The organism is Janthinobacterium sp. 1_2014MBL_MicDiv (assembly GCF_001865675.1).
GTDB lineage: Bacteria > Pseudomonadota > Gammaproteobacteria > Burkholderiales > Burkholderiaceae_D > Janthinobacterium.
Map to the genome: position 1 here is coordinate 3,389,349 of NZ_CP011319.1, position 13,111 is coordinate 3,402,459.

The following is a 13,111-nucleotide window of genomic DNA, read 5'->3' on the forward strand; positions in this document are numbered from 1 at the left end:
CTCACGCTTTCAGCTTTGTCCAGGCGTCGATCATGTCTGCCCACTCCTGCAGCATGGTTCGGCGTTGCGCCGAATACTCGGCCTTGTTGTACACGGCTCGCACGCCCCTCTGCTCGTGGGCGAGACATTTTTCGATCCAATCGGTGTTGTAGCCAGCTTCGTGCAGCAGGGTCGATGCTGTTCGCCGCAAATCATGCGGCGAAAAATCGGCCAGTTGTTTCCCACAGTCGCGTGCCGTGGCGCAGACTGACACCAGGATGCGATTGAGCGATGCACGATTCATCGGCACGTCAGGATCATATCGCGATGGCAAAATATAATCGGATGTGCCAGCACAGGTACGTAACGCAACGAACATATCCAATGCCTGGCGCGACAGATAGACGTTATGGGGATTGCGGCGCTTCATACGTCGGGCCGGAATAGTCCATAGCGCATCAGTAAAGTTCACCTCACTCCATGTTGCCTCCGTCAGTTCGGATTTGCGCACCATGGTGAGCAACAGTAATTTGCAAGCCAGGCGCAAGGTCGGCGCGCACTGCACGTATTCGATATGTTCGTAGAACAGCGCGATCTCTTCGGCCCCCAATGCCCGGTCGCGCGGCTCAAATACGGCAATGGATGAGGGAGCGACCAGATCCGCAGGGTTGACTATCTGTTGTCCTCGTTGTTCCGCATAATTGAAGACCAGCTTAACGATATCGCGCGCGTGCACGGCTGTCGCAGGGGCGCCACGTTTGAGGATGGCGTCGCATACGGAACGCAACTCGTTGTGCGTAATTTCATGCAGCAAGAGATTGCCAAATGGGCGTTTCAGATCGCGCTCGTACACCGCGCGCCGCATGTCCCGCGTCGACTCCGCCATTTTGTACTTGATGAGCCAACGTTCGGCCCAGACGCTGAATGGCTCTCCAGAGGCCAACTGATTGCGCGATTGGGCTTTGAGGCGCGATGGGGACTTGCCTTCCGATTGCACTTTCTTCGCTTCCCGCAAGCGCTCCCTCGCCTCCTGCAAACTCAAGCCACTGGCCCCGTAGCGTCCGAGCACCAAGGTTTCGTATCGGCCATTGACGCGGTAGTTATAGCGAAACGAGATCGTGCCACTGGGGAGTACCGTCGCATACATGCCGTCACGATCCGGCACCTTGTAGGCTTTCTCTGCTGGTTTCAGATTTTTCAATTTCGTATCAGTCAGCATGGACACCTCCCATTCATACAAAGTCTGTATCGGCACCGGATGCATTTCAAACAATCAATCACGTAGCACGAAAAAAAAGTGACATCTGCTACTACTCACGAGGTCCGGATACCCTCGCCGCGACGAGCGTTCGAGCAATCAATAAATACTTTTAAAATCAAATACTTAACCTAAAAAACACCCTCACCGATACCCTCGCCGTGCAAAATGGGCAGGAGGAACCAAATGTGAAGTATTCCGCACGGCAAGTTGAGTACCCATAACCATACCCACAAAAAAACGTGCTTGGCTCTGTCGTGAGTTGCTTGCGTTTGCCAGACAAAATAAAAAAGCCCCTGAAAAATCAGGGGCTTAGCTGTTTCATTGACCCGGCGTTACCTTACGGTGCCGGATGGGAGACTATTCCCATTCGATGGTCGCCGGTGGTTTTCCGGAAATATCGTAGACAACGCGGTTAATGCCGCGCACTTCGTTGATGATGCGGTTCGAGACCTTGCCAAGCAGGCTGTGCGGCAGGTGGGCCCAGTGGGCCGTCATGAAGTCTTGCGTCTGCACGGCACGCAAAGCCACCACGTATTCGTAGGTGCGGCCATCGCCCATCACGCCCACCGATTTGACGGGCAGGAAGACGGCGAACGCCTGGCTGGTCGCTTCGTACCAGTTTGCTGGCAGCGCGTCCGGATCGACGGCCTGGCCGGCAACGAATTCGTATGGCGTGTTGCGCAGCTCTTCGATGAAGATGGCGTCGGCGCGGCGCAGCAGGTCGGCGAACTCTTTCTTGACTTCGCCGAGGATGCGCACGCCCAGGCCCGGGCCCGGGAACGGGTGGCGATACACCATGTCATGCGGCAAGCCCAGGGCCACGCCCAGCTTGCGCACTTCATCCTTGAACAGTTCGCGCAGGGGCTCGAGCAGTTTGAGCTTCATGGTATCCGGCAAGCCGCCCACGTTGTGGTGGCTCTTGATGGTCTGGCCCTTCTTGCCCTTGCCTGCCGATTCGATCACGTCCGGATAGATCGTGCCTTGCGCCAGCCATTTGGCGTTGACCAGCTTGCCCGATTCGACCTGGAACACTTCGACGAATTCGCGGCCGATGATCTTGCGCTTCTGCTCAGGGTCGGCCACGCCGGCCAGGTGGCCCATGAACTGGTCTTCCGCGTCGATGCGGATGACTTTCACACCGAGGTTCTTGGCGAACATGTCCATCACCATCTTGCCTTCGTCCAGGCGCAGCAGGCCGTGATCGACGAAGACGCAGGTCAGCTGGTCGCCGATGGCGCGGTGGATCAGCGCTGCCGCGACGGACGAATCGACGCCGCCGGACAGGCCCAGGATGACTTCATCGGTACCGACTTGCGCGCGGATCTTTTCCACCGCTTCGCTGATGTAGTCGGGCATGTTCCAGTCCGACTTGCAACCGCAGATTTCATGCACGAAACGGCCGATGATGGCCTTGCCCTGTACCGTGTGCGTCACTTCCGGGTGGAATTGCACGCCGTAGAACTGGCGCTCTTCGTCCGCCATGGCGGCGATCGGGCAGCTCGGGGTGTTGCCCATCAGCTTGAAGCCTGGCGGCATGTCCAGCACCTTGTCGCCATGGCTCATCCACACTTTCAGCATGCCGTGGCCTTCGTCAGTGACGAAATCGGCAATACCGTTCAGCAATTTGGTGTGGCTGCGGGCGCGCACCTCGGCGTAGCCGAATTCACGCACCAGGCCGTTTTCCACTTTGCCGCCCAGCTGGGCCGCCATGGTTTGCATACCGTAGCAAATGCCCAGCACGGGCACGCCCAGCTCGAACACGGCTTGCGGTGCGCGCGGCGAATCGCCTTCCAAGGTGGAATTGTGGCTGCCCGACAGAATCACGCCGGCGGCGCCATAGTTGCGCACGAATTCGTCGCTGACGTCGTAGGGGAAGACTTCGGAAAACACGCCGGAATCGCGCACGCGGCGGGCGATCAGCTGGGTGACTTGGGAGCCGAAATCGAGAATGAGGATTTTAGAATGCATGGTCGGAGCTTTATTCAGGGTCAATTGCAAAACCGGCGCACTGGGCGCCGGTCTGGACTTTCGTTACCGCTTACTCGGAGCGATAATTTGGCGCTTCTTTCGTGATCTGCACATCATGGACATGCGACTCGCGCATGCCGGCCGAGGTGATTTCCACGAATTCCGCCTTTTCGCGCAATTCGTCGATGGTGGCGCAACCGCAGTAACCCATCGATTGACGCACGCCGCCCACCAGCTGGAAGATGATCGCCAGCACGCTGCCCTTGTAGGCGACGCGGCCTTCGATACCTTCAGGCACGAACTTGTCGGCCTTCATGGTGGCGTCCTGGAAATAACGGTCAGCCGAACCATCGGACATCGCGCCCAGCGAGCCCATGCCGCGGTAGGACTTGTAGCTGCGGCCCTGGTACAGGATCACTTCGCCTGGTGCTTCTTCCGTACCGGCAAACATGGAACCCATCATGACGGTCGAGGCGCCAGCGGCCAGCGCTTTCGAGATGTCGCCCGAGAAGCGGATACCGCCGTCGGCGATACATGGCACGCCCGTGCCTTCCAGTGCCTCGGCCACGTTCGAGATGGCCGTGATTTGCGGCACGCCCACGCCGGCGACGATACGCGTGGTGCAGATCGAGCCGGGGCCGATGCCGACCTTGACCGCATCGGCGCCGTATTCGACCAGCGCCTTGGCGGCAGCGGCGGTAGCGATATTGCCGCCGATCACTTCCACGTGCGGATACTTGGTCTTGATCCACTTGACGCGGTCGAGGATGCCTTGCGAGTGGCCGTGGGCCGTGTCGACCACCAGCACATCGACGCCGGCGGCGACCAGCAGGTCGATGCGTTCTTCATCCTTGGCGCCCACGCCGACGGCAGCGCCGACCAGCAATTTGCCCTGGCTGTCTTTCGACGCGAACGGGTGCGAAGTCGACTTCTGGATATCCTTGACGGTGATCAAACCGCGCAGTTCGAATGCGTCGTTGACCACCAGCACGCGCTCGAGGCGGTGCTTGTTCATCAGGCGCTTGGCTTCGGCCGTATCGGCGCCTTCCTTGACGTACACGAGCTTGTCGCGCGGCGTCATCTTGGCCGATGCTTCGGCGTCGAGTTCCTGTTCAAAGCGCAAGTCGCGGTTGGTGATGATGCCGACCACTTCCTTGCCCTTGACGACAGGGAAACCGCTGATGCCGTATTGTTCCGTCAGGGCGATCACGTCGCGGATTTTCATGTCTGGCGGGATCGTGATCGGATCGCGCAGCACGCCTGCTTCGAAACGCTTGACGCGGGCCACTTCACGCGCCTGGTCTTTCGGATTCAAATTCTTGTGAATGATGCCGATGCCGCCTTCCTGGGCCATCGCGATCGCGAGGCGGGCTTCCGTCACCGTGTCCATGGCTGCGGACAGCAAGGGAATATTCAAGGTGATATTGCGGGTCAGGCGAGTTTTGAGGGACGTATCGGCGGGCAGAACGTTGGAGTAGGCTGGGACGAGCAGCACGTCATCGAATGTGAGTGCTTTTTGAAGTAGACGCATAGCATTTCCTATTGGCGCAAAAGCAGATTATACAGAAAAAAGCGCCCTCCGTCCTTGCAGCATAGAAAAGATATTTGGAAATAGCAAAAAAATGTCGCGCCAGGCAAGGCCTGCGGGGCCGCCGCCCCTCTGCCCCGCTCAGGCCTTGGCTGGCTTGTTGCCCGCGCGGCGCCGGCGCGCCTCTTTCGGATCGGCTTGCAATGGCCGGTACACCTCGACCCGGTCATGCTCGCGCAAGACGGTATCGAGTGGCTTCTTCTTGCCATAGATGCCGACCATATTGATGGCCAGGTCGAGGCCGGGCACGTCCTGCAGCAAGCCGCTCAATGCCACCGCCTGCTCGATGGTGGTACCCGCAGGTACGCGCAGGGAGCGCAGCAAGCTGCTATCCGGTAAAGCGTGACAGACTTGCACCTGAATGGTGGCCTCAGCCATACACGGTCTCCGCACGCTTGCAAAAGGAATCGACCATGCTGTTGGCAATCATGCCGAAGACGGGACCGATGATCTGTTCCAGCACGCGGCTGGAAAACTCGTAATGCAGGTCCAGTTCAATCTTGCACGCATCCTCGCGCAGGGCCTTGAAGGTCCATACGCCGTCGAGGGTCTTGAAAGGGCCGTCCACCAGCTTCATCTTGATGGAGGTTGGCGGCACGTTCTCGTTGGACGTGGTGAAGCTTTGGCGCACGCCGTGGTAATGTATGCCCACGCTGGCGACGACCGTGTTCTCGCCCCGCTCGCGTATCTCGACCGCACCGCACCATGGCAGAAATTTGGGATAATCCTCCACCGCCGCCACCAGTGCGAACATCTGTTCGGCGCTGTAGCCGAGAAAAACTGATTTATGTACTACTGCCATTGAAGAACCATTTGCTATGATGTTGGATACATTTGATTTTATCGCGCTTGCGCGAGACAGTAGTTTAACCGACCCGCGCACATTTACCATCTCATGACCATAGCAGACAACAGAAAAGCCTTCCACGACTACTTTATCGAGGATCGCTACGAAGCGGGCATCGTGCTGGAAGGCTGGGAAGTCAAAGCCATCCGCGACGCCCGCGTACAAATCAAGGAAGCCTACGTCGTCGTCCGCGGCGACGAGCTATTCCTGTTCGGCGCGCATATCAGCGCCTTGCCGACCGCCTCCACCCATATCCACCCGGAAGCCGTGCGCACGCGCAAGCTGCTGCTGCACCGCGCGGAAATGGATAAACTGATCGGCAAGGTCGAACGCTCCGGCTATACGCTCGTGCCGCTCAACCTGCATTACAAGGGCGGCCGGGTGAAATGCGAAATCGGCCTGGCAAAAGGCAAGAAGCAGCACGACAAGCGGGCCGCAGAACGCGACCGCGATGGCGCGCGCGAAGTCCAGGCGGCGATGAAAACGAATCGCCGTTAATATCGTTCCATGCACCTGGCGTGCAAGGCAAGACCAACCAGCCCGGCACCATGCCGGGTTTTATTTTGCCCATTGCCTACGACTGGCGGATAAATAAACGCAGCGCATAACAGTCAAGCTGGACGAAACAACGAATAAGGCGGGAGATAAGATGCGCAGTATCAAAAATACCACTTCGATAATAGCGGAGAATACAGGTTGACCGAGACCGGCCGGGGGAATGCAGATAAAGGAAGTTCCGGATGCTTGTATGCTGCTTTGTACTACGCCTGTACTACCACACAGGACAAGCATCCGAATGAATGGTGTATTACACCTTCAGCAGATCGCGCGACTTGCCCGAATCAGTCCACTCTTTGACCCATTTCGGTTGACGGCCACGGCCAGTCCATTGTTGCGTTGCATCATCCGGATTGCGATAGCGCACTGCAACCGTACCGGTTTTAGCGCGGATCCCCGTGCCGACCAGATCTTTTACCGAAACGCCGACGCTCTGGGCGATTGCCAGAATTTGCTCGCGCGCCTTGGACAGGTCGTCCTGTTCGCGTTTCTTCATTTGCTTCTTGATGTCATCCTGCAGCGTACGCAGTTCCGACAGGGATAAGCTGGACAGATCCATGATATTTCCTTGTGTGAGTTGAAAAATATAACTGAACAGTTAAATTCTATCCAATTGTAACGCGCCTGAGGTGATTTTTCTTCAGATTCGAATGTTTTTTACGATTCTTTTACCAAAAAAACCAGCTTTACAGGGCCGTGCGAGGGTGGACACGCCAAATCGGTGCAGTTTCCAGGCAGAGAATCTGCCGGGGCGAACATGGAGGATTCAACGCGGCACCAACCGACGCCATTTATTTTGCAGCACTTTTTGATCCATTGCAATTTATAGTAATAATAAATGACAATTCCAAAAGCACATGGGGGCAATACTATCCCCCCATCATTCAGCATTACCTGCGCAAACTGAATATCCATCGACGCAGCTGTCTTATTTTGCATGCCGCAAATAGACAAAGGGCCTCACTGTAATCGAAAACAAAAACATGTGCTGCACGCCTGACATATTATTCAGGTGCACCAGCATAACATGAAGAAAAAAACGCAGCGGGATGCAGCCTGCCTGCATCATGCGGTATTGCTCCCCTGTCCCGCTCCCCAAATGCAAACCGCCCGCTATTAAGCGGGCGGTATTGCCAAATCACACACTATTGAATAACTAGTCAGCTCCGATACTCAGGGAATGGCCACGCCGCTTTTCGGCTTCTGGCTCTTCACCACTTGCATCGCCGTCGCGATCAAACCACTCATGTCGCCCAGGTTGGCCGGTACGATAATCGAGTTATTCGTTTTCGCCAATTGCGCAAACGCGCCTACATACTGTTCGGCAACTTTCAAATTGACGGCATCCTCGCCACCCGGTTCGCGAATGGCGGCGCCCACCTGGCGCAATGCTTCCGCACTGGCCTGCGCCAGCGCCACGATGGCCGTAGCCTGCCCTTCGGCGCGATTGATGGACGCCTGCTTCTCGCCCTCAGATCGGGCAATCGCCGCCTCACGTTCGCCACTGGCGATATTGATCTGTTCCTGCTTGCGCCCCTCCGAAGCGGCAATCAGCGCGCGCTTTTCACGCTCGGCTGTAATTTGCGCCTGCATCGCATGCAGGATCTCTTTTGGCGGCGTCAAATCCTTGATTTCATAGCGCAATACTTTCACGCCCCAATTGGCCGCGGATTCATCGATGGCATTCACGATGGCCGTATTGATATGATCGCGCTCCTCAAATGTCTTGTCGAGCTCCATTTTACCGATCACCGAACGCAAGGTCGTTTGCGCCAACTGCGTGATGGCGGCAATATAGTTCGACGAGCCATACGAAGCGCGCATGGCGTCGGTGATCTGGAAATACAGAATACCATCGACCTGCAATTGCGTATTGTCGCGCGTGATGCAAACCTGCGGCGGCACGTCGAGCGGAATTTCCTTGAGCACGTGCTTGTAGGCGATACGGTCGACAAAAGGCACGACAATATTCAGGCCAGGTCCCAATACCGCGTGGAATTTACCCAGGCGCTCGACGACCCAGGCGTGCTGCTGTGGCACCACATTCACCGTCTTGAAGACAAAAACCAATGCCAGCAATAACAAGATCAGCGTCACGCTTCCGATGCTTACTTCCATAATCTACTCTCCAGGTTATCCAACGATCAAACGGCTGCCGCGCACGGCACGTATGGTGTAATGGCCGGCCTGCGTATCGCTGCCGGGTATCAACTCCACATCCCACAAGGCACCGCGATACATGACGCGCGCCGCGCCATCGACCCAATGCGTGACCGCCACGCTTTGGCCGATATCGATATTCACATTCGGATCCTGCGCCACATCACGACGCACAGCCTTGCCAAAACGGCTGCGCCGCAATAACAGCGTCGCAGCCACGCCGACAAGCGCGGCCGTCACAGCCTGCCAGCTGCCATTCGCGCCCGCCAGCGCCATCAATCCCCCTGCACTGATGCCGATGGCGATCATCAGCAGATAAAACGTGCCTGTGAATAGCTCCAGGATCAATACCGCGCCAGCCGCCACAAACCAGCCCACCCATTCAGCCATGATGCCTCCGTCTATACAAATCCCAAAATAAAAAACCCCGCAGCCTATATAAGCGACGGGGTTTAATGCGCAGCACTGCCTGATTTTATTCTTGCCATACACCTATATACAGGCAGTCTAACGCAATTCCTGATGGCGTCAATAGGCGGCGGCCGGTTTGCCGCCGCATATCAGGCGCGCAGGCCCGGCAGGATGGCCGGCTAGCTTACTCTTCGAGCAGGCTGCGCAGCATCCACGCCGTCTTTTCATGCAGGTCCAGGCGTTGCGTGATCAGGTCGGCCGTCGGCTGGTCATTGGCCTTTTCCAGCAGCGGGAACAAGCGGCGCGCCGTGCGCGCGGTCGCCTCCTGTGCCGCCACCAGGTGGCTGACCATGTCCAGCGCCGGCGGCACGCCATCGATTTCCTTGATCGAAGCGAGCTTGACGAATTCCTTGTAAGTGCCGGGCGCCGGATAGCCGAGCGCGCGGATACGTTCGGCGATCAGGTCCAGCGCGCCCCATTGTTCCGTGTATTGCGTCATGAACATCAGGTGCAAGGTGTTGAACATCGGGCCCTTGACGTTCCAGTGAAAGTTGTGGGTCATCAAGTACAGGGTATAGCTGTCAGCCAGCAGGCCGGACAGGCCTTCCGCGATCTTCGCGCGGTCCGCTTCGGAAATGCCGATATCGATCTTTGCAGCTTTGGTCGGTTTCTTGCTTGCCATGAGAACTCCCGTTTCAATGTATTGGTGGAATCATTTTAGCTGATCTGGCGCAAGCTCATCGAATACAGGCGTGCGCGGCATGGTGATCGCCCGTCCGTGCATGACGGGCATAAAAAAAACCCGCTGCCAGATGCGTGGCAGCGGGTTTTTCATGCGGCAGGAAAAAGGCTTACGCTTTCAGCGCGGCCAGCTTTTGCCAGGTGTCGATCACCGAGTCCGGATTCAGGGACATCGATTCGATGCCCTGCTCCATCAGCCAGACGGCAAAGTCCGGATGGTCGGAAGGACCCTGGCCGCAGATGCCGATGTACTTGCCGCGTGCCAGGCAAGCCTTGATGGCCAGGGCCAGCAGGGCTTTCACGGCAGGATCGCGCTCGTCGAAATCGGCCGCCAGCAATTCCATGCCGGAATCGCGGTCCAGACCCAGGGTCAGCTGGGTCAAATCGTTCGAGCCGATCGAGAAGCCATCGAAATGGTCGAGGAACTGGTCGGCCAGGATGGCGTTCGACGGCACTTCGCACATCATGATCACGCGCAAGTCGTTCTCGCCGCGCTTCAAGCCGTTTTTCGCCAGCAGGTCGATGACTTTCTCGGCCTGGCCCAGGGTACGCACGAATGGCACCATGATTTCCACGTTCGTCAGGCCCATGTCATTGCGCACGCGCTTCATCGCTTCGCATTCCATGTTGAACGCTTCGGAGAAGTCGGCCGACAGGTAGCGCGCCGCGCCGCGGAAGCCCAGCATCGGGTTTTCTTCGTCCGGCTCGTAGCGCGAACCGCCGATCAGCTTCTTGTACTCGTTCGACTTGAAGTCGGACAGGCGCACGATGACTTTTTTCGGCCAGAAGGCGGCGGCGATGGTGGCGATGCCTTCGGCCAGCTTGTCGATGTAGAACGCTTTTGGCGAGGCATGGCCGCGCGCCACCGATTCCACGGCCTTTTTCAGGTCGGCGTCGATGTTCGGGTATTCAAGGATCGCGCGCGGGTGCACACCAATATTGTTATTGATGATGAATTCCAGGCGCGCCAGGCCCACGCCGGCATTCGGCACGGACTGGAAATCGAACGCCAGCTGCGGATTGCCCACGTTGAGCATGATCTTGGTGTCCAGCTTGGGCAATTCGCCGCGCGACACTTCCGACACTTCCGTTTCCAGCAAGCCATCGTAGATCTTGCCTTCGTCGCCTTCCGAGCACACGACGGTGACGAAGGTGCCATCCTTCAGCACATCGGTCGCGTCGCCGCAGCCGACCACGGCCGGCACGCCGAGCTCACGCGCAATAATTGCTGCGTGGCAAGTACGACCGCCACGGTTGGTGACGATGGCCGACGCGCGCTTCATGACCGGTTCCCAGTTCGGGTCCGTCATGTCGGCAACGAGCACGTCGCCTGGCTGCACGCGTTCCATGTCGGCCGGGTCGTGGATCACGCGCACGGGGCCGGCGCCGATCTTCTGGCCGATGGCGCGGCCGGAGGTCAGCACGGTGCCGGTGCTTTTCAGCTTGAAGCGTTCCTGCACGTCGGTCGCCTTTTGCTGCGACTTGACGGTTTCAGGACGCGCCTGCAGGATGTACAGCTTGCCGTCGCGGCCATCCTTGCCCCACTCGATGTCCATCGGACGGCCGTAGTGGTTCTCGATGATGACGGCGTATTTCGCCAGTTCCACCACTTCGCTGTCGTTCAGCGAGTAGCGGTTGCGCATTTCGACGGGCACGTCGACGGTTTTCACGGAACGGCCAGCCTTGGCTTCGTTCGTGAATTCCATTTTCAGCAGCTTCGAGCCGATATTGCGGCGGATCACGGGCGACTTGCCCTTTTCCAGCATCGGCTTGTGCACGTAGAATTCGTCGGGGTTGACGGCGCCCTGCACCACGGTTTCGCCCAGGCCATAGCTGGAAGTGACGAACACCACGTCCTTGAAGCCCGATTCGGTGTCGATGGTAAACATCACGCCAGCCGCGCCCAGGTCGGAGCGCACCATGCGCTGCACGCCAGCGGACAGCGCCACTTCAGCGTGCGTGAAGCCCTTGTGCACGCGGTAAGAGATGGCGCGGTCGTTGTACAGCGAGGCAAACACCTGCTTCATCGCGTCGAGCACGTTGTCGATGCCGACCACGTTCAGGAAGGTTTCTTGCTGTCCGGCAAAAGACGCATCCGGCAAGTCTTCCGCCGTGGCGGAGGAACGCACGGCAAACGACATTTCCGTGTCGGAGTCGGCCACCAGCTTGGCGTAGAACTGGTCGATTTCAGCAGCCAGGCGCGGCTGGAATGGGGTTTCCACGATCCATTGACGGATCTCGGCGCCTGCTTGCGCCAGCGAGCGCACGTCGTCGATGTCCAGGCCTTCCAGGCGCTGGGCGATGCGTTCGGCCAGCGGCAGGCCGCCATTGGCGCTATACGACAGGAAGTCGCGGAATGCCTGTGCCGTGGTGGCAAAGCCACCGGGCACGCGCACGCCAGCCTCGGCAAGCTGGCTGATCATTTCGCCCAGGGAGGCGTTTTTGCCGCCGACGGATTCGACATCCGTCATGCGCAAATGCTCGAACGAGGCGACGTACACCGCGTCCTTGTCTTTCTCCTGCGATACTGCGTTGGTCATAATGACACCCTTACTGATGATAGAAATCTTTACGCGCGGCGCACAGACAGTCTTCTTGTTATTCTTGGCGTCGTGCAGCACAATCATACCGTTGCAGCCATTTTACCTTGTGCGGCGCAAATTGACGACGCACAATCTCGATCCGAAAACCCATGACACAAGATCCACGCCCTCCTCTGCCCCCAGCGGCACGTACCGTTTTCTTCGTTTCCGACGGCACCGGCATCACCGCCGAAACGTTCGGCCACTCGGTGCTGACGCAGTTCGACCTGCGCTTCCGACAGATCCGCCTGCCCTTCATCGACACGATGGACAAGGCCTACGAGGCGGCGCGCAAGATCAACGAAGCCTTCGCCGCCGATGGCCAGCGCCCGATCATCTTCTCGACGCTGGTCAAAAATGACCTGTCGGCCGTGATCCGCAAGTCCAGCGGCATGCACATGGACCTGATCCAGACCTTTGTCGCGCCGCTGGAACAGGAGCTGGGCGTGATGTCGACGCATACCATCGGCCGCTCGCACAATATCGTCGACAGCGAGGAATACAAGAACCGCATCGAGGCGATCAACTATTCGCTGGCGCACGACGATGGCCAGTCGCACAAGAATTTGTCATCGGCCGATGTCATTCTGGTCGGTGTATCGCGCTCGGGCAAGACCCCGACCAGCCTGTATCTGGCGATGCAGTATGGCATCAAGGCGGCCAATTATCCGCTGATTCCCGACGATTTCGAGCGCGAAAAGCTGCCATCGGCCCTGCTGGAATTTAAGAATAAAATTTTCGGATTGAGCATTACGCCCGAACGTTTGTCGGAAATACGCAACGAAAGACGGGCTGGAAGCAAGTATGCGGCGATTGAAAACTGCCGCTACGAGGTCAACGAGGCGGAGAAAATGATGAAGCGCGAAGGTATTCGCTGGCTGTCGTCGACCACCAAGTCGATCGAAGAGATCTCCACGACGATCCTGCAAGAGATCAAGCCGAACCGCCGCGAATATTAATTCACGGCGCGCGACGCAAAAACGGGGCCCTGGCGGCCCCGTTTGCATTCATGCGCG

12 protein-coding genes are annotated in these 13,111 nt (G+C 58.0%); 2 read left to right on the forward strand and 10 right to left on the reverse strand.

Annotation, left to right across the window (positions count from 1 at the left end):
• Position 1: 1 nt before the first annotated feature.
• From YQ44_RS14590 to YQ44_RS14610, 5 genes are all read right to left on the reverse strand, one after another.
• Positions 2-1,198 carry a tyrosine-type recombinase/integrase gene (locus YQ44_RS14590; RefSeq protein ID WP_071326511.1) on the reverse strand — a complete coding sequence of 399 codons (1,197 nt, stop codon included), beginning with the start codon at positions 1,196-1,198 and terminating at the stop codon, positions 2-4.
• 399 nt (positions 1,199-1,597) lie between these two features.
• Complete coding sequence (gene guaA / locus YQ44_RS14595) at positions 1,598-3,208, reverse strand: glutamine-hydrolyzing GMP synthase (protein WP_071324006.1); 1,611 nt, start codon at positions 3,206-3,208, stop codon at positions 1,598-1,600.
• A gap of 70 nt (positions 3,209-3,278) precedes the next feature.
• On the reverse strand, positions 3,279-4,739 hold the full coding sequence (gene guaB, locus YQ44_RS14600; RefSeq protein WP_071324007.1) for an IMP dehydrogenase: 1,461 nt from the start codon (positions 4,737-4,739) through the stop codon (positions 3,279-3,281).
• Between the two features lie 138 nt (positions 4,740-4,877).
• Positions 4,878-5,174: an RnfH family protein gene (locus tag YQ44_RS14605; RefSeq protein WP_071324008.1), complete on the reverse strand. Its 297-nt coding sequence runs from the start codon at positions 5,172-5,174 to the stop codon at positions 4,878-4,880.
• Complete coding sequence (locus tag YQ44_RS14610) at positions 5,167-5,598, reverse strand: type II toxin-antitoxin system RatA family toxin (RefSeq protein WP_035818194.1); 432 nt, start codon at positions 5,596-5,598, stop codon at positions 5,167-5,169. The genes YQ44_RS14605 and YQ44_RS14610 overlap by 8 nt, the downstream gene beginning before the upstream one ends.
• Before the next feature lie 93 nt (positions 5,599-5,691).
• Between YQ44_RS14610 and smpB the strand changes: the two genes are divergently transcribed.
• Positions 5,692-6,141 (forward strand): SsrA-binding protein SmpB, encoded by a 450-nt coding sequence (gene smpB, locus YQ44_RS14615; protein WP_071324009.1) that lies wholly within the window; start codon positions 5,692-5,694, stop codon positions 6,139-6,141.
• A gap of 310 nt (positions 6,142-6,451) precedes the next feature.
• Here smpB and YQ44_RS14620 read toward each other — a convergent pair whose 3' ends face one another.
• The 5 genes from YQ44_RS14620 to ppsA form a co-directional block, all read right to left on the reverse strand.
• Positions 6,452-6,760, reverse strand: coding sequence for an H-NS histone family protein (locus YQ44_RS14620; RefSeq protein WP_010397665.1), 309 nt, complete (start codon positions 6,758-6,760; stop codon positions 6,452-6,454).
• A 614-nt stretch (positions 6,761-7,374) separates the two neighbouring features.
• A complete protein-coding gene (locus tag YQ44_RS14625; protein WP_071324010.1) occupies positions 7,375-8,319 on the reverse strand; it encodes an SPFH domain-containing protein in 945 nt (314 codons plus the stop codon).
• 15 nt (positions 8,320-8,334) lie between these two features.
• Positions 8,335-8,751, reverse strand: a complete 417-nt coding sequence (locus YQ44_RS14630; RefSeq protein ID WP_071324011.1) for an NfeD family protein — start codon at positions 8,749-8,751, stop codon at positions 8,335-8,337.
• Between the two features lie 205 nt (positions 8,752-8,956).
• On the reverse strand, positions 8,957-9,454 hold the full coding sequence (locus YQ44_RS14635) for a Dps family protein (protein ID WP_071324012.1): 498 nt from the start codon (positions 9,452-9,454) through the stop codon (positions 8,957-8,959).
• Between the two features lie 169 nt (positions 9,455-9,623).
• On the reverse strand, positions 9,624-12,053 hold the full coding sequence (ppsA, locus tag YQ44_RS14640; protein WP_071326512.1) for a phosphoenolpyruvate synthase: 2,430 nt from the start codon (positions 12,051-12,053) through the stop codon (positions 9,624-9,626).
• A gap of 152 nt (positions 12,054-12,205) precedes the next feature.
• Between ppsA and ppsR the strand changes: the two genes are divergently transcribed.
• Positions 12,206-13,054, forward strand: a complete 849-nt coding sequence (ppsR, locus tag YQ44_RS14645) for a posphoenolpyruvate synthetase regulatory kinase/phosphorylase PpsR (RefSeq protein WP_071324013.1) — start codon at positions 12,206-12,208, stop codon at positions 13,052-13,054.
• Positions 13,055-13,111: the final 57 nt, after the last annotated feature.